Source organism: Pseudomonas songnenensis (assembly GCF_003696315.1).
Lineage (GTDB): Bacteria > Pseudomonadota > Gammaproteobacteria > Pseudomonadales > Pseudomonadaceae > Stutzerimonas > Stutzerimonas songnenensis.
In genome coordinates this window covers 583,127-600,263 of record NZ_RFFN01000002.1, presented here as the reverse complement: position 1 = coordinate 600,263, position 17,137 = coordinate 583,127, and the positions used below count along the sequence as shown (strand labels likewise).

Genomic DNA, 17,137 nt, shown 5'->3' with positions numbered 1-17,137 from the left:
CAGGCTTCCAGAAAATTCAAACAAACGTTTGTATTGGACCGATTCGAGCGTCTATATATAATGCGCCGGCCCGGCTCGGTCAGGGACCGATCACAGCCCTCCATCACTTATATAACAACCAAGCCCTGAGTAGGAGAAAGCCCAATGGAACGCGAATACATGGAATTCGACGTTGTCATCGTCGGCGCCGGCCCTGCAGGCCTATCCGCAGCCTGCCGCCTGAAGCAGAAAGCCGCCGACGCCGGTCAGGAAATCAGTGTATGCGTCGTTGAGAAAGGCTCCGAAGTAGGCGCCCACATTCTATCCGGCGCAGTCTTCGAGCCGCGCGCATTGAACGAGCTGTTCCCTGACTGGAAAGAGCTCGGCGCCCCGCTCAATACGCCGGTCAAACGTGACGACATCTACCTGCTCAAGACCGCCGAGGCCGCCAGCAAGCTGCCCAACGCACTGGTCCCCAAGACCATGCACAACGAAGGCAACTACATCATTTCCCTCGGCAACCTGTGCCGCTGGCTGGCCCAGCAGGCCGAGAACCTGGGTGTCGAGATCTACCCAGGCTTCGCCGCTCAGGAAGCGCTGATCGACGAGAACGGCATCGTGCGCGGTATCGTCACCGGTGACCTTGGCGTCGACCGCGAAGGCAATCCCAAGGAAGGCATGTACACGCCAGGCATGGAGCTGCGCGCCAAGTACACGCTGTTCGCCGAAGGCTGCCGCGGTCATATCGGCAAGCAGCTGATCAACCGCTTCCAGCTCAACGCCAACGTCGACCCGCAGCACTACGCCATCGGCATCAAGGAACTCTGGGACATCGACCCGGCCAAGCATGAGCAGGGTCTGGTCGTGCACACCGCGGGCTGGCCGCTGAACGACGAAAACACTGGCGGTTCCTTCCTCTATCACCTGGAGAACAACCAGGTGGTCGTCGGCCTGATCGTCGACCTGTCGTACAGCAACCCGTATCTGTCGCCGTTCGACGAGTTCCAGCGCTACAAGCACCATCCGGTGATCAAGCAGTACCTGGAGGGCGGCAAGCGCGTTTCCTATGGCGCACGTGCGATCGCCAAGGGCGGCATCAACTGCCTGCCCAAGATGGTGTTCAACGGCGGCGCGCTGATCGGCTGCGATGCCGGCACCCTGAACTTTGCCAAGATCAAGGGCAGCCACACGGCGATGAAGTCCGGCATGCTGGCTGCCGAAGCCGCTGCGGACGCACTACTGGCCGGGCGCGAAGGTGGCGACGAACTGACCGCGTACGAAGAGGGCTTCAAGTCCAGCTGGCTTTACGACGAGCTGTACAAGAGCCGCAACTTCGGCGCTGCCATTCACAAGTGGGGCGCAATCAAGGGTGGCGCGTTCAACTTCATCGATCAGAACATCTTCGGTGGCAAGATCCCCTTCACGCTGCACGACACGAAGCCGGACTACGCCTGCCTCAAGACGGCTGCCGAGTCGAAGAAAATCGACTACCCCAAGCCGGACGGCAAGCTGAGCTTCGACAAGCTCTCCTCGGTATTCCTCTCCAATACCAACCACGAGGAAGAGCAGCCGGTTCACCTGAAGCTGAGCGATCCGAGCATACCGATCGAGAAGAACCTGCCGATGTACGACGAGCCGGCACAGCGTTACTGCCCGGCCGGTGTTTACGAGGTCGTAAGCAACGACGACGGCAGCAAGCGCTTCCAGATCAACGCGCAGAACTGCGTGCACTGCAAGACCTGCGATATCAAGGACCCGGCGCAGAACATCACCTGGGTGGCTCCGGAAGGTACCGGCGGGCCGAACTACCCCAACATGTAAGCAACAAAAAAGGCTCCCTCGGGAGCCTTTTTTTATCGCCGTTGAACCGAAAATATGCAGTGATCTCTATTCGGTACGGCCGATGGGAAAGAACACACCACCACTCCAGACACCTAGCCAGCTCTGACCGTCAACCTCGCCTGGCACCGCCAGCTCCACAAGCTCATAGAACACATTGCGGTGAATCAGCGCCTCGAGATTCGCGCGCACATGGACGTAGGGTGCCGGCTCCTGGGTCTGCGGATCGGTGACCACACGCAACGGATGCTCTTCGCCTGCGTCGACCTCATCTTCGACGTTGGTGATGAAGCGCAGGCGCTGCTCGCGGCCTTGCCCGCTCACCTCCAGGCGGACCGCAATGAACGGAGCGTCCTCGACCTGAATGCCAACCTTCTCCACCGGAGTCACGAGGAAGTAATCCTCACCGTCGCGCCGTATCACAGTGGAGAACAGACGCACCATCGCTGCCCGCCCGATCGGGGTGCCCTGGTAATACCAGGTGCCGTCGCGCGCGATACGCATGTCCAGGTCGCCGCAGAACGGTGGATTCCACAGATGCACCGGGGGCAGTCCCTTCTTCTCGCCAGCCGAAAGCTGCGCCATTAGATCGCCGGCTTTGCCTGTATCGGTCATTCGATTCTCCTCAGAAGGTACTTGAGCTCGTCGGCCCGATACTGCCACATCGATCAGCGCGGCAGGCCCAGCAACCGACGAGCATAGTCCTGTAGAGGCGGACGCAGCAGGTGCTCGGGCCTGGCATCGTAGATGCCGAGTACCCCGCCTCGGCTCCGGATACGGGCCGTATCGACCAAGTAACGCGTACCGGTTTCCACCAGCATCAGCTGCACCACTCCGCTGTCGACGCCAAGCCGGTCCAGTGCGCGCTGATCGTTCAGTTCATCAAAGCTACCGATGCGGTCATCGGCCGCGGCAAAACGCAGGTACAGCAGGTAATGGGCGCCCACCGCCACAGCCTCCCCCATAGCCTCTTCCAGGCCTGCAGGCTCACGTGCCCGCCGGACCATCGGAAAGTACTCGACGAAGCCGTTGAAGGCTTCTTCCGCCACCACGTTCGGCCTTGGATAGACGTCCCCTGGTGGCACGAAATGGCCCTGTGCGATGTAGATGAAAGAGTCAGGCTGCAGTCGCCAGGAGCTGGAGCGGCGGGTCTCGCTATGATCGAGAATGCCCGCGTCGCGCAGGTGATAGCGGGTTCCCTCGGCCATGTCGCTGACCTTCATGCAGCCCGCGAGGGCGAGTGTCGCCAGCAGGCCTGACATTCCAAACAGAAAACGCATGGATCTCATCTCCAGGTGCCGGCGACGAAAAACCGGCGATTCGGCAGGCAATGCAGCATCCACGCCAGATAACGCATTTGCCCGAACGCCAGCTCTCGAAAGCACGCGGAGCGCGTTCGCTTAGAGCCCGCGCTGCCACTCCTGGCGCAACGGAGCGTTACGCGGGTCCTCGATAGCCTCGCGAATACGGCGCAGCAAACCTGACTTGTCGGCTCCCAGCACGCCCTTGAGCACCAGGTAATTGGATGCATGGTCGCTGCGAAAAACCGTATCGCTCAGCTCAAGATCGCCCAATAACCACTCAAGCTCACGAAGCAGCTCATCCGGCGGCAGCGATTCGAAATCTTCAAAAGCCTGCCGAAAGCGATTTTCGCCTTGTGGAAAGCTGACCACTAACGTCGACAGAAACTCGGGCTGCGCTGCATTCATCAGCCGCGCCGAATTACGTGCGTGCTGACGACTCAAGCGCCGGCCGCCAAGCCCGTTGAGAATCATCACCGAGCGCGCAATGCCAGCCTGCCCAAGCTTATCCAGGGCACTGAGGGTCGATTCGTAGGTCTCGCCCTTGTTGACGAGCGCCAATACCTCGTCATCACCGGACTCGGCACCGACATAGGCCATGCCGAGACCGGCATCCGCCAACTCACGCAACTCCTCCACCGACTTCTTGCGCAGATTGCGCGGCAGGCAATAACTGGAGACGCGTTGTACCTCCGGCAGACACTGGCGAATCTGCTCGAGGATTTTCATAAGTCGGCGGGTTGGCAGCACCAAAGCATCGCCATCGGCGAGAAACACGCGCTGCACGATCAGTTGCTCACCACAGCGACGGATTTCGTCGAGCACTTCGGCTTCATCGCGGGCGCGGAATTTCTTCTGCGGTGCGGTGTACATCTCTACGGAAGCTAGCCCTAGAAGGTCCTAGAAATGCCACATCAATGCTTCAACGCCGATTTTTGGCGGCTTCGTTTTTGGATCATTTCTAGGATGCCAAAAATACTCCATCCTAAATCTTGAGGCTCTTTCACCCCAATCAGGGCCGCTCGCCACGACGTCAATATAGAAGCTGATTTCTCGAATCCGCACCATAACAAAGGGAGCAAGCGCCGTGATATGAGCAATGCGGCTGTATCCACGCATCTCAGTGGCCCCCGTCAGCTGAGCAGCGGAGCTGTCCGTGTAGACATTTCTGAGCCAGGATATGAGGGTTCGCTTTTGGCCTAGTGGACGCTGGTGACAGGCCCTTATCGGCCAAAAGCGGACGCTCCCACCCGGAGCAATTCATGATATGAATATTCTTCGCACTTTCATAACCAACTATGAAGCTCCAAGAAATCTATGTCCAAGAGAAATCAGTTAAGCGACATCATCGAGAAAAAATCTAGGGCTGATCGTTATGAGTACGCAGCTTGGGGCGAGCTTGCCATGCTGCATAGCGGATTTTCGTCGCTGATCAATCCTGAGCCATATCAGATTTCTATTCATGTCGTGGCTATTGCATCTTGCATTGAAGCGTTTTGCAAATCATGCATAAAAAATCTGATTGATCACGAGAATAGCCCCTACCTTGAGCGCGCAAAAAAATTTAAAGATCTTTCATTTGATTTTGAACTTACGAAGGCATTGAGCAGAAAGGAAATCACGTTTGGCGATTTGGTTAGCCATAGCGTAGCTATAAGCTCTACCGAACAAATTATTAGGCACTTCGACACCCTCTTGGGCGGTGACGTTGGATACAAAAACTTTAAGGGTTGTTTGGCATCCGTGCGGGAGTTTGTGGAGCCCCCCGAAGAATTTATAATGGGTAATATCGACGACTATGATGCTCAGCTTGGAGGCTTGATTCTCAGCAATGCTGATGATCTGATTAGCGATATACAGGCGATCTTCACAGCTCGCCACATCGCTGCCCATGAAGCAAATTTTCGGCTGGTTGACGAGGCCCAACTATACCAATGGTTTGAAAGCGCGATGGCCTTTTCAAACGCCACTTACGAGATCATTGAGCAGCGGCTTCGCCCTGGTGCCTCGCGCGCAGCTTTTGGAAGCTCGGTTCAAGCATTGCAAAACTCTGGAGAGTTGCTCTCCGTAATCTCTGAAAAACGGCAGGATTTGGTACGCAAGTGGAAGGCGGAATGGAACCTTGACGACACTGATTTAGAAGCGCTTTGGTTTGCAATCAAGGCGTCAGAAGACGCATTCAGTGAATACATGGAAAAAGAAATCTCTGTAAATTTTCGGCGGGTTGGGATGATTACCGGAAACGGATATCGGCACTTAGAAGCAAGGATTCAAAAAAAGCTTCTTCAGCAAAAGTTGAATTACCTTGAAGATCTTTTGGCAGAAAGTTAATCCTCTCGCGATTGCTGATGAATGGCTCCTGGATCTGTAGGCGCCGATACCCGTTTTGGGCCAACCACTGCCTGCGGCAACAGGCTCAAGGCGGCCAGAAACAGTCGTTGGTTCAGTTCCTGGTATCAGGGCGACAGCTAGGCTAAACAGTCTCCAGGAAAACCGAGGCGGCTCAAAGGAGTTCAAATGGATCTGTTCACGCCGTTAGTGGCCGAAGATAAATTTCATCAGCACTTCAAAACGATCAGCGGCGACCAGCCGAGCAATGGCTATGCCCGCAGTGTCCTAGAGGCGTGGCTAGAAGGATTCCCAGATCGTGACGGGAAATTCATACAGGAATTCCAGACCACGTTTAATTCAAGCTTCTGGGAAATCTACCTGCATGCTGCGTTGCGCGAACTGGGTGCGGAATTCGATTGGAATTACTATGCGCCTGACTTTGTCCTTACAGTGGGGCAGACCCAATTTGTCGTAGAAGCTACCACGGCCAATGCTGCCCAAGGTGCTGTTCCTGAGTGGTCAAAGTCTCTAGTTCCACCTGCGCGCGAGGATGTAGATTTAAACGAAATCAACCGAGTTGCGATCATCCGGCTATCTAACGCATTCATGAACAAAGCCACCCACTACATCGATAAATACTCAAAGCTTGGGCACGTTAAGGACAAGCCGTTTGTGCTTGCGATCGCGCCATTCGAGCAGCCTTGGTTCAACCTCCAAGTGTATCGTCCTATCGAAGCTTTGCTGTATGACTTCTACGTCGACGAGCAAGAGTACATGGCAAATCCTGAGCGGTTTCCAGATGGTCTGGAAAGCAAAAGCCTCGGCAGTGTCACAAAGGACAACGGCACAGAAATTGAGCTTGGCTTTTTTAACTACGAGCGTTTTTCTCATATCAGTGCGGTCGTGTTCAGCAGCGTTGCCACCTGGGGAAAGGTCGATGCGCTGTCGGGAAATCCAATGATGGTTGTCGGCACACAGTGGGAGACGGATCATGGGATATCGCATCGAACAGCCAGCTATGGCGAGGTCGGAGAGACGATCATCGACGGCTTGCGCGTCTATCACAATCCTTACGCTAAGCATCCTTTGCCAGCAGATGTCTTTCGGCGACCTGGGGTGGTCCAGACCTAGACTGATCCAATCAAGATGGAGATGACGACTGAAGGGAGAGAGAACTCTTTGACCTTGCGCACCACACTGGTAATTAATCCTGTCGACAGCATGGATGACCAAGATCAGGCTTCTGGCAGCTAGGCTTCAGTAGATACCGCCAAGTCTTAACGGCGACCTGCTAAACCACTGCGGGCTAGTCCGCTTCTGGCCGGAAGGAGATGCTAGCGAGGGCTGCATGCGGCCAATAGCAGCAGGTTCGTCCTATAAATAAATCGCCCCCCATTTCCGATTGGCATTGCATAGCTTAACCTCGGATGAGAATCGATTTATTAGCGGCGCTTTGCAGGTCACTTTGATGTTGAATAATAGTGGCGGCTATTACAGCGGAATCAATGAAGTGAAAGATGCCTGATGACGCCGTGCCCCTAACCACAACGCCTATAAATAACACTTTCTGATTCATAACCCCAAGAACAGGGCTTCCACTCATTCCGTTGAATGGGTACTCAGATGCATGTGAGATGAGTCTATATATCGGCTCCTCCATTTCGGAAGATTCAATATTCCCATATTTCAGCAAAAGGTGGTCTACTAAGATTTTGCGATCATAGTCGTATCTGTCCTCTGTCGCGGGATAGCCTAAGACAACTGCCTGTGCTGCTGGAAAGTGCTTTGCTGGAAATAAATGCATATCTAAATCCATAGCATGGAGAGGACTGCCTGTATATTTAAAATATGCTTGATCGTCCAGCATATAGATTAGAACATCCAGATGATGGCGTTCCATAACTTCCGATCTAGGGCAGAAGTGTCCTAATAAAGGGAGGCTGATGCTGGTGTCCGGCATCAAAATACGAGCATCCTCAAAATTGGCTTGCTGTCGATCCACAACATGGCGCGCAGTTACTGCATAGTACCGCCCGTTTAATTTCACGATTGTGCAAGTTCCGTATCCCCAAAGATACTCGCCACTAGCAAATCTAACCGGCCTTACAAACGCTGAGGCCAGCCTAAATGCCCGATCCTGCACCCCCTTATCAACACCAGGCACAATCAGCTCTTCCGATAACCTTTCCAAATCCTATCTCTTTTATATTGAGGCCTGTATCAGGCCCCAACCTACCTCACAACAACCTATCACGCCAATGTCGGGGCTTCACTTTACTCCGCCGTGCGGGACTCTCGGCCCACCTATCCCTGCTGCTTCACTCACTGCCGTCCGAACTAACCAGTGCCGATTATCGCAAGGAATAGCCATACTCACTGGATCGGGCAAGTGTTGCCCGGCTCCTGCCTGATGCGACAGGCTTGAAGCGGCCAGAAGTAGTCCAACTCTTGAGAGGAAAAGCGCCCGACCTTCGCGCTACCGAAGCTAATTGAGGGAATCTCTTCGGCGAGATCTAGGGGGCATAGGTGTCGGCGAGTCACTGTTTCCCGCGAGAATTCGAAGATCAGCGCGGATGCAACCTCTTGTAGCGATAGCGGCTGAAAACGACGAGCCCCTTGGGGGCGCAGGCAAGGTAGTTCCAGTGATCGCAAAGCATTGTGCAACGCAACCTCGCTCCCAATCGTCAAGTTCCCATTTCCATATCGCTGCATCAGCAAGAGTTTTAGCGTGACGAAGGCAGAGGAAGACCATAGGTTATTTTGGCCAGGCGAAGGGATTTTCCACTGGGAGCCCACAGCATCCATTATCGTTTAATCGCCAAGCATAGTGTTCAGATTGCCTAGGAGCAAAATTCCTTATCAAAGGTGAAAACATAATAGCCAAGATCGCACTCAACTTATCGCCTACTAGGGCGAGTTGGCTGAGCTCAGATCAAGCTGCAAAGTTAGTTGGTGTGAAAATGAGAAGGGACCGAAAGGAGCCCTGATTACGTAGCTGTGTCGCTTATCACAGCACGCCGACGGTGCCTGCCCCGTAGCCTCACCGAGCGCACAAGATTGGCCAACCGAAGTGCAAACGCCACATGGTTTCTAGGCGCTCAGCAAGAAACAAGTATTGAATGCTTTCCTTGTGCTCGATTTCGGACCATAAGACATATGAATAGCGCCACCTGGTGAGATCGTTCAACGACGTGTCGCAGATTGCCAAGGAGCCAGTTCCTTCCCCGCCTCGGAACTCTTGAAGAATTCGCTCTCTCAGCCCGCCATGTCCCTTAAGACCGACTCCGCCAATACCGTTGTAGACGACCCGGAAGTCACCCACCCTGCGATCACAGATCATCCCTAAGTTCTCACGGTGTATCGCAAGCATGTTGATGGCGACTGAACCCTTCTTCTGGCTTGGAACGGCAGACCGGAGTTCGGCATCCGAGTAGCTCGTATAGAGCCAGTACAAGCCATCCGATTTCGAAGGCGGGCCACCTCCCAACTTAAGCCGGTCAGAGGCCTTCGTGACGCAATTGAGTCGGCGCTCCTGGATGAGGTTCAGTGCTTCTAATGTCAGATGAAACATACCCGTGTCCTAGCGCCGGTGTAAGGGGGATTGGGGCGGTAGCAGATGGATGACGGATCGCTGTTAGCCAAAAACGGGGAGGCATGCAGCGATTGCTCGCCGCACGTCACAATGCTCGTAGTTGTTGGTGAAGCGACAACCTGCCAAGAGCAGAGGCAAACCCTTGGTCGTAGCTGGGCTATTCAACAAGTAGCTTTTCAAACCTCTTCATAGATCGGGCTCCAAAATGCCCAATCAGAATCTCATACTCATCTTTATGGAGAGCTGTTGGTTTGAAACCCTTCAAAGCCTCTTGGCCACTCATCTGACTGCATAGCTCCGCAATCCGGCCTTTTGTGGTGTTGGATGTGGCGTAAGTGAACTGGCTCATCAACCGATTGGCCATGTCAGCCTGAAGCTCTTTTGTACTCACCACATCCAAAACGACAGGGAAGTCATCAAAGATCGCCTTTACGGTCTCATCGACAGCACTCAGAGCACTTACTTGAGGAATTGCCCCAAGGAAAAATTCAGCGCCAAAGTCTTTGGCGTGAATCATGGAGAAAGCCCACAGCCTCCTCCTGAACCCATCTTCTAGATCCTTTTCAATTAGAAGCTGACTGATCAGCCTCTGGCCAGAGTCCACTTGAGCCTCTGCCCATATTCGAACAGCCAAATCAGGGTTGTCTGCGCTTCCTAGCTGCCCCCTCTGAAGGATGGCCAGCATCGTTTCTTTGTCTTGCGGCCCTGCTTTACTGATAGCGATCGCTTTCCAGGCTTTTTGTAATGCCTCAACGTGCTTTTCGTTAGCCCAATCAATGGAGGTAACAAGATTTGCTGCTTGCCCTGGGGTGACTTCGGTATAGCCCCGTTCGAATATATCTACGGCATTGAGGGGATTCGCTGACCAGGCCGAGCAAGCCGCAGCAATCAGCTTGCTACGCTCCCCACCCCCAACAAGACCTTGTTCAATCATCCGACGCATCGATCGCAGCACGCCCTGCCCTGTGTAGGAAGGGTATGAGGCTGCGAAAGCACTGGCCTCATCAAAAATGATCTGGGGGGCGTAGCCTGTGAGACTGTCAGACTCGTCAGGCCAATGGTCTGCTAGTTCAAAATGCAGCCACGAATAATGGTCCGGATAGCCCTTTCCGTTAACAAAGAGCTGCTGCAGATAGCTACCGAAGGTGCTTGGCGTAGCATGGTGTAGTAGATGCACAGTCCCCGGAAGCACAGACTTCAGGTATGGAGCTGCACTGACCTGGGCGGCCATCTGCTGCATTAGCTTGTTAAGAAAACCCTGCAATGGATCGCTATCCCAAATTGATTCAGGCGCGCTGCTAGAGAATGTCTTGAATTTCCTTAGGATCGAATCCGCGATAGGCTCACTGACAAGCAGTGCCGAGAGCGAGCTGGCTACTGCGCTTTTCACTTCTGCCGGCAAATCAGAGAACTGGCTCGCGATTAGGCTCACGCATGCATCGGGCAGGTCCACGAGGAGTTTGGGGGCCCACCCACCGACGACACGCATGAAATCCGTCTCATCATTTCGCCGTAGCTCAGAGAGCAGCGCACACGCCTCCTCTGGCAGGAAGCCGCTTTTGCCCCATAGGTCAGCCAAGTCGGCGGCTCCCTCTACAGACTCAGCATCTAAACCCTCGACTCGTTCGCGGGTCAGTGTAAGCAGAGCAGTTGCAGCGGCTGCATCATCGAGTGTCGAGTACTCATCCGAGTATGCACGCGACAGCCGCTCTACGAAGTTACCGAAGAACTGACATACATCGTCGTCGCTAGCGTAGCGATGATTTTCAACGACAATTTCCCAAGCCATGCGGATTGCGGTCTCCTCATAGAGCGACACATATCGCGCCAGTGGAGCCCACAAGAGCTCTCGTGACTCAGTCCCTTGGGCCATCATTCGGTGGAAAATTTTCCTGGTTCTACCCACGCCTGCGGCAGCTTCGAATTGGGGCGTCTGCTTTTTCTCAAGCTCATCCGCTAGCGCAATGATGTAGTTGAGCCCCAAGTCGTTAACCAGCTGCTCACCGCCCTCATCTAACCATTGCTCCAGCTCAACAAAGGCTAGTTGGATACTCTTTGAACCGACAGCAACCGTCCGCTCAAGCAGCCAATTGCATAACTGCTCGTCCGCTTGCCGCTCCAATCCGTAGCGCTTGCGCAAAGACAGAATCATCGGAACAGCTGAACGGACCATCTCGACCGCTTCATCTAAGCTAGGGGCTTCCATCGTTTCGCGGAGAAGACGTACTTGACCGGAGCCAGTGAGTAGATCGCCGACCAGTCGAGATGCAATGGCGCGCTGATCCACCTCCGCGGCTGCTTGTAGAGTTTTGCTGATCTTATCGAGGCCGAGTTGCGAGCGCAGATCCAAGGAGTCAGCCATCTCACGACATAGCATGCTGATGAGTTGGTAGGCAGGAGGATCAGGCAGGCGTTCCACCAAGTCGGCAATCACCCTTGATGCGCGAGCCCTGAGCTCAGGCAGTTCATGTCTTAAGTCCTCAAGCATCTGGTGAAGAGCTCTAGCTTCGTCCTCGTGAAGAGGTGCAGTGTCGTTGTGCCTGGCAAGTCCCTCCAGCACGCCCTGCGTGTTTCCAGAGACGAAGTCGCCGTAGATTGGTGCAATCTTCGCCCCTAGGCGGCGAGTGATATGGTCCTCGGAAAGGAGGAGTAGGCTCTGTAGCGACGACGGCCACCTCAAGCCAATCAGGCTGGCAATAAATTGCCTAAGCGGGCGGTGATCCGCCTTTAGGACGAACTCTTCTCCGACCTCCTTGAAGTAGCGCTCCTTTAAACGATCCTGCGTTTGGAGCGGCTGATCGCTCAGCTTCTGCCCTCGAATCACAACATCAGTAAAGCGCTGCAGAAATGCAGGATCGTCCTGGAGATCACGGTAAAAATCAGGGAAGCTTACTTTCATCGCGCACAAAGCACCGAGTGAGACAGGATGTGATGTCACTGCACCTTCGTGCAGTCCGCCCGCTCTATTGCTTCCAAGGCCTTCAGCTTCCCGCTTTCTAGCCAACCACCAAGCCTGAGCAAAAGCATTGACAATCTGAAGCGCGTTTCTCGGATCCTGAACGCCAATATGAATCATCCGATCAATGACCGTGGCCGGCGGAATGTTGTGGGCCTCTAGGTCCGCAATGATGCTCGGCAGTTTCTCTAGATGAGAGCGAGCAAACTGACGCATGTCGTGACGCGGTGGCGGCGGTATTTCCAAACGGAACTGGAAGATTCTGTCTAGGTATCTTCGTGCATCGTTATGTGTCACCACCGTGCCGGGAAGGTCGCTGTTCCGCCGACCGCGTGCCAAAGCATCAGCCACTTTGGCCTCATCACAAGAGATGACAAATACCAAGCCCAGACCGGCCGGCAGCCTTGTTGCTGGAATCTCCATAAAAGTGCGTACGGCGTCCAAGCCTAGAACCATCTCTTCCGCCGACAATCGATCAAGGTCATCAACAAAGACAACCAATCTTTCGCATGTCTTCCCCGTTCGGCCATCCAAGGATTTACATTCCCCAGATTTGTAACGGCGAACCTGTTCAAGGAGAAGATCCTCGTACTGTTCAGAAGTAGTGTTGGGCAACTCCACCCGCGTGATGGGTGTGGCAGGTACAACGGCTGGTGGTTTGACGTGCTTCAGGAGGTAGGTGTATGCCCCTGTCACACACAGAAAAACGACACTTTTCAACAGATCACTTTGAATGTTGAAAACCATCAACACGAGGTAGCAAATCGCAAACAGCAGGGCCATTGCAGCCACCAGAGCAGGTATGGGAAGCGCCCATGCTCTGAGTGTCTCCAGGGTGACTTGCCACCATCCCTTGGGGTGTTGAGTGGTCTCACTGGTCTGCCTAAATAGCTTGTCGTAGAGCTGATCTTCCTTGCCCCCTAACTCTAGGAAGACATGGCGCAATAGGGCTCGCTTGATGTCTTGGTCGTGCCCCCCAAATCGCCAAGCATTAAAAGTGATGCAGTGGTATCGATCCTTCCGATGCTTTCCATCCGCCTTAACCGCATCATCTGCCAGATCCCTTGTGTACAACTCCTTGATGCTGCTCTTGCCCGTGCCCCAACCACCTAGAAGTCCAATGCTAAAGGGAGGTTTTAGCTGTTCGGATTCAATAAGGCTTTGTAGACCCTGCGCAAAATGTCGATGTCCAAATGCATCCTGATCTGCACTAGATATCTCACGATCAAGTGTGGCTGGCATGATCCTAGGGCTGGCGGACATCAAATCAATCCTTGGGCTGATGGCATTTAGCTACACATACTGTCGTTACTTCAGAAGGACTGCAATAGCAGGCAGCGATTCAAGAGCCCCTATTTTCGGCTATCCAAGCCTAACGCCCAGGCACTTCAGAAGCAGACCTGGCAGCCTTGACCGAAAAATGAATCTGGTTCATATGCGCTCACCATCAGCCCATTCGGCTTCGAACCTGGCTCGGCGTTTGGCCTCATTAGCCTGACAGACCTCCACCATGCGCTGAGACTCTGGAATCTGGCAGCGCTGTGTCGGGGTGAAGTACTTGGACCACGCTCCTTCCTTCCGCTGTGGTTCTGCTGCAGCTTTCGCCTGATCGGCCGCAAGTCTGCGATCTATCTCAGCTTGGCGGCGAGCAGCCTCCTGTTGGGCTGCGATTTCCTTTGGAGAAAGCTCGCGAGGCGCGGGTATTCGAGGCGTAAGATTGTGCTGCAGCTGGTGCTCTATGCGGGATAAATCGCGCTCAAGCCTGTGCTCGGCTATGTAGATGCGTAGTTGGTAGATGACTAGCGCTGTAATCAATGTGCCTACAACCCCAATTACCCAGTGAGTAAAGGACTTCGGCCTACGTCGACTCATTTTCTGCTTCCTTGCGCTGCAGCGTAATATCCAGACATCACGGTCTCATCGCCTCACGTACCCCGCTTCTTTTTGTCCTCTACATAGCCCAGAACCTGAATACCTGAAGCGGCCGCCAGATTCTGCAACAGGCAGGCTGTCACCATCAGCAAAGTACCAGCGCTAGACGCTGCAGTATCAGCGTTGAAACTCTCGCTCAGCCTGGCTCTGCTCTTGGTGCCAGCGTTGCCAGGCTAACAACTCGCTTTTGTAGGTTGCCGAGCAAACATGTCTGGGGCGGATCAAGTGGATGTCATCAGCAGGCTCTGTCGCGAACACGTAACGATCCGCATGCTCGATGATTAACTTGCGTATCAGTTGCGCCGTTCTGACATCGGGTGTCGTGCCCCGCAGCCACTGCTTGCCACCAATGCAGGTGTGAAGCAGGTGCTTAGGGCTTAGCGGGAGTAGGATTTCCCCTTTGTGGACACCCCAACCGCCAGCGAAGTCATAGTTCTTTGAGTCCTGGAAATTCAGGCGTATCAGTGGATTGTCAGAGGTTGGCCACGACATGCCGGCGGGAGCATGCAGGACTGTCCACCTTTGGGCAGGTAGGAACCCAAGCGTTTTCGTAAGCAGGTGCGTCATCTGCCAAATCCACAGCCGTCGTCCAATAACAGCCTCTGCCCTTACCCGGCCACTTCCATCAGGTTGAGGTTCGATTGAGATTTTGAAGATCGACTTGGCATCACTGTCCTCTGGAGAGCTGGGAAGTGGCTTGTTGCAACGAACCAAGTCCTCCAGCGTCTGAACGGAGCGTTGCATAGTTGAGTTCATCAACTCCAACAGGCCTGCGTTCTGCTGTCGTATGAACGCCCTAAGGCGGGCCGGTGTACGAACATCCAACGCGGCGGCGAACCGAACCAGCGACCTCCAATGTTCAGGAGCCATACGCTCCTCTTGGACAACTCGACGGATTGCTTCCTCAGCAGGGTTCTCGAATTCACTGTCGAGCCAACGCTCAAATGCGTCCGTCTCCTCTTGGCCTTCAACGTAGGTGTAAAGGTGCTGATGGAACGCGATTCCCTTCAGGGACTGCGGAACCCACAAGGGGACTCTCTCGTCGGGAACCAACAACCGGTACGTAGAGATACGCCCTTCATGCGCCCACTGTTTCAGGTACAGCTTGGGCACATAGTGATTGGCTTTGCTCAGTTGCTGCATGGCTAGATTTCGCCTGTCACAAGATGGTTCAGAGTCAACGCGATCATCGGCCTAAGCACAAGCTAGCTGCCCCAACTCTGGTGTAGCGGGGTTCCCGCTCTCTGCCCGATTGTGCCGTTCACTAAGATGCCTAGTTCACCTAGGCGAAAGCCCCATCCTCCACGGACTATTCATGCCAAACCAGACAAGGTAAAAGCCTCTGGACGTCCATAAAATCTTGAGGGTTTAGATGAGCAACGAGTTGATGACGACGGCAATTTGCTGGGAGATCAGCGCCAAAGTATCGGTAGAGTCTGCCTATCATGCCAAAGACCTTTTCTACTTCTGCCCGGACGCCAATTGCTTGGCTGAAGTGGTGCCCGCAAAGCTCATCAACGCATTTTTCAGAGCGCCAGGCTCTCACGCTCCTGGGTGTGTGAACGAAAAGCAAAAAACCATCGACTCCCCGGTACCCGGCGCCCCCATCTCACGAAAGTCCACCGTTCCCCCGCGCCCCATTCCAACTCACCTGGGTCCTATAGAAAAGCCACGCAAAGCGAACAGGCCCACGGTGGAAGAAATGCACGCACTTGCACTGCAGAGCCGCTTGGAGCCCCTACGCCACCACGGAACGCTTCAAGAAGTCGTTGATGCTTGGTGCGCAATGGAGGACTTAGATGCGCGACGAACCCACTCACTTCACATCGCCTCGCAGCCCCAAACCTATTTCGATGCTTTCAGCCCACTTAGCCACGAAGGCAAGGAAGGAGCACCAAGCTCAGATCGGAAAATCCTTTATGGATTTGCCTCGGTTAGTTTTTACAACCACGCCTTCTATATCGCTACAAAGGCCAAATTCAAGGTCGGCAAGGAGAGCCTTCCCATCAGGATTAGGATCAGATCTAGCCATGCCCTGTACCCCTGCTTGATGGACAAGCAAGAGGTCATGCTATTCCTACATGGTCACATTCTCGAATTGGGGAAAAACATCGAAATTCAGCCTACCGATGAATACAGCGGCATGGTCATTACGCTGCGCGATCTTTCGCCTTTAGCGCCGGAAAGGGGTTCTACCCCGTGAACATCCAACACAACAACCCACACACCATCCACACGACGTCGTGCAACCAGACACCCAAAGCTATTGTCTTGTGAGTCTTGGGTTACAGCGCCGAAGGCATCTTCCTCATCACTCCCCCACGCTCCGATGGGCGGAGCACTTCCAAAACCATGCCCCCGTGGAAGTGCTAGAGCGTAAAAATCAAATAGCGGCTGGGACAGAGGCCCCATACCAATCCTCCAAGACATTCTTTGACTGGCTATGAGCGCGACCTGTGAATAGGCCGCGCTCCCTAGAGACCTCCAAGCCTCATGACTAGTCCGAGCGTCTGCTATTGGCCGGTTCTGCCCATCGTCACTAGGCCCAATTGCGGCTTACCTGGCCAAGGGTCAGGTCTCGCTGAGCCCTCGTTGGGGAGAATCATCCGCTATCGAGGTGTCCACGGGGATTAGACCACTACAGTTTACGCAAACCCATACTGGATTTACTCAATAAAAAGTTGCTTAGTATGGTGCAAGCGGACGGACCTTTGATGAGGCGCGCCGGCAGCTCGCCCGCACTATCTAGATGGCGGTGCGACAACTGGACTATGTGACCGTCATCTGGATAAAATTGGTGGGCCAGTATTCAGGAGTTGATTATCGGTCACTCCCTACTGTGTTGGGCCAAATGGCTCTTGTGAGACTGAATTTCCTCAGTATTTTGGCTGTAATGTCGGACCTGGTGACAGTCGTTCCGGTGTGCTTGAGGTTGATCACACCGATCTTTAACTGCTTTGATCTGGGGGTAATGCTTATGGTTAGTACTGTAGTTTTTGAATGGTGCGGAACGGCTCTGCGGGTCTTTCTCAGTTCAAATAATGGGGCGTTCGGATGTAACTAGAGCTACCAACAGAGACCGAGGGGTTCGAATCCCCTGACCCGCACCACTTCCAAAAGCCAGGCCTTGTGCCTGGCTTTTTCTATCCAGAAGGTACCGACTGTGGCATCTGCGACGCGAAGCAAACGCGGACGCAACCCCTCAGC

At 54.1% G+C, this 17,137-nt stretch carries 9 protein-coding genes, 1 tRNA gene and 1 pseudogene; 5 read left to right on the top strand and 6 right to left on the bottom strand.

Annotation, left to right across the window (positions count from 1 at the left end):
• Positions 1–144: 144 nt before the first annotated feature.
• The gene (locus tag EA798_RS07210) at positions 145–1,800 is read left to right on the top strand and encodes an electron transfer flavoprotein-ubiquinone oxidoreductase (protein WP_122098514.1); all 1,656 of its coding nucleotides are present in this window, start codon (positions 145–147) and stop codon (positions 1,798–1,800) included.
• Positions 1,801–1,866: 66 nt separating this feature from the next.
• Here EA798_RS07210 and EA798_RS07205 read toward each other — a convergent pair whose 3' ends face one another.
• The 3 genes and pseudogenes from EA798_RS07205 to EA798_RS07195 all read right to left on the bottom strand — a co-directional run.
• Positions 1,867–2,433, bottom strand: coding sequence for a DUF1285 domain-containing protein (locus EA798_RS07205; RefSeq protein WP_122098513.1), 567 nt, complete (start codon positions 2,431–2,433; stop codon positions 1,867–1,869).
• A 53-nt stretch (positions 2,434–2,486) separates the two neighbouring features.
• Entirely contained in the window at positions 2,487–3,098 is a 612-nt protein-coding gene (locus EA798_RS07200) for a DUF4823 domain-containing protein (RefSeq protein WP_122098512.1), read from the bottom strand.
• Between the two features lie 120 nt (positions 3,099–3,218).
• Positions 3,219–3,995 (bottom strand): annotated as a pseudogene (locus EA798_RS07195) (radical SAM protein); the annotation flags it as partial.
• A gap of 441 nt (positions 3,996–4,436) precedes the next feature.
• Here EA798_RS07195 and EA798_RS07190 point away from each other — a divergent pair.
• On the top strand, positions 4,437–5,450 hold the full coding sequence (locus tag EA798_RS07190) for a HEPN domain-containing protein (protein ID WP_122098511.1): 1,014 nt from the start codon (positions 4,437–4,439) through the stop codon (positions 5,448–5,450).
• 186 nt (positions 5,451–5,636) lie between these two features.
• Positions 5,637–6,581: a hypothetical protein gene (locus EA798_RS07185; RefSeq protein WP_244221258.1), complete on the top strand. Its 945-nt coding sequence runs from the start codon at positions 5,637–5,639 to the stop codon at positions 6,579–6,581.
• Between the two features lie 286 nt (positions 6,582–6,867).
• Here EA798_RS07185 and EA798_RS20530 read toward each other — a convergent pair whose 3' ends face one another.
• The 3 genes from EA798_RS20530 to EA798_RS07165 form a co-directional block, all read right to left on the bottom strand.
• The gene (locus EA798_RS20530; RefSeq protein WP_167462907.1) at positions 6,868–7,641 is read right to left on the bottom strand and encodes a hypothetical protein; all 774 of its coding nucleotides are present in this window, start codon (positions 7,639–7,641) and stop codon (positions 6,868–6,870) included.
• Positions 7,642–9,199: 1,558 nt separating this feature from the next.
• Positions 9,200–13,261: a KAP family P-loop NTPase fold protein gene (locus EA798_RS07175; protein ID WP_122098509.1), complete on the bottom strand. Its 4,062-nt coding sequence runs from the start codon at positions 13,259–13,261 to the stop codon at positions 9,200–9,202.
• Positions 13,262–14,047: 786 nt separating this feature from the next.
• On the bottom strand, positions 14,048–15,073 hold the full coding sequence (locus EA798_RS07165; protein ID WP_122098507.1) for a DUF4238 domain-containing protein: 1,026 nt from the start codon (positions 15,071–15,073) through the stop codon (positions 14,048–14,050).
• A gap of 229 nt (positions 15,074–15,302) precedes the next feature.
• Here EA798_RS07165 and EA798_RS07160 point away from each other — a divergent pair, with 229 nt between their 5' ends.
• Positions 15,303–16,133, top strand: coding sequence for a hypothetical protein (locus EA798_RS07160; protein WP_122098506.1), 831 nt, complete (start codon positions 15,303–15,305; stop codon positions 16,131–16,133).
• 815 nt (positions 16,134–16,948) lie between these two features.
• Positions 16,949–17,040: transfer RNA gene (locus tag EA798_RS20625), tRNA-OTHER, on the top strand.
• The last annotated feature ends 97 nt before the right edge of the window (positions 17,041–17,137 follow it).

Bases quoted from the DNA above. Each gene is read 5' to 3' on its own strand.
- EA798_RS07210 (WP_122098514.1), top strand. From the start codon at position 145: ATGGAACGCGAATACATGGAATTCGACGTTGTCATCGTCGGCGCCGGC.
- EA798_RS07205 (WP_122098513.1), bottom strand. From the start codon at position 2,433: ATGACCGATACAGGCAAAGCCGGCGATCTAATGGCGCAGCTTTCGGCT.
- EA798_RS07200 (WP_122098512.1), bottom strand. From the start codon at position 3,098: ATGCGTTTTCTGTTTGGAATGTCAGGCCTGCTGGCGACACTCGCCCTC.
- EA798_RS07190 (WP_122098511.1), top strand. From the start codon at position 4,437: ATGTCCAAGAGAAATCAGTTAAGCGACATCATCGAGAAAAAATCTAGG.
- EA798_RS07185 (WP_244221258.1), top strand. From the start codon at position 5,637: ATGGATCTGTTCACGCCGTTAGTGGCCGAAGATAAATTTCATCAGCAC.
- EA798_RS07175 (WP_122098509.1), bottom strand. From the start codon at position 13,261: ATGTCCGCCAGCCCTAGGATCATGCCAGCCACACTTGATCGTGAGATA.
- EA798_RS07165 (WP_122098507.1), bottom strand. From the start codon at position 15,073: ATGCAGCAACTGAGCAAAGCCAATCACTATGTGCCCAAGCTGTACCTG.
- EA798_RS07160 (WP_122098506.1), top strand. From the start codon at position 15,303: ATGAGCAACGAGTTGATGACGACGGCAATTTGCTGGGAGATCAGCGCC.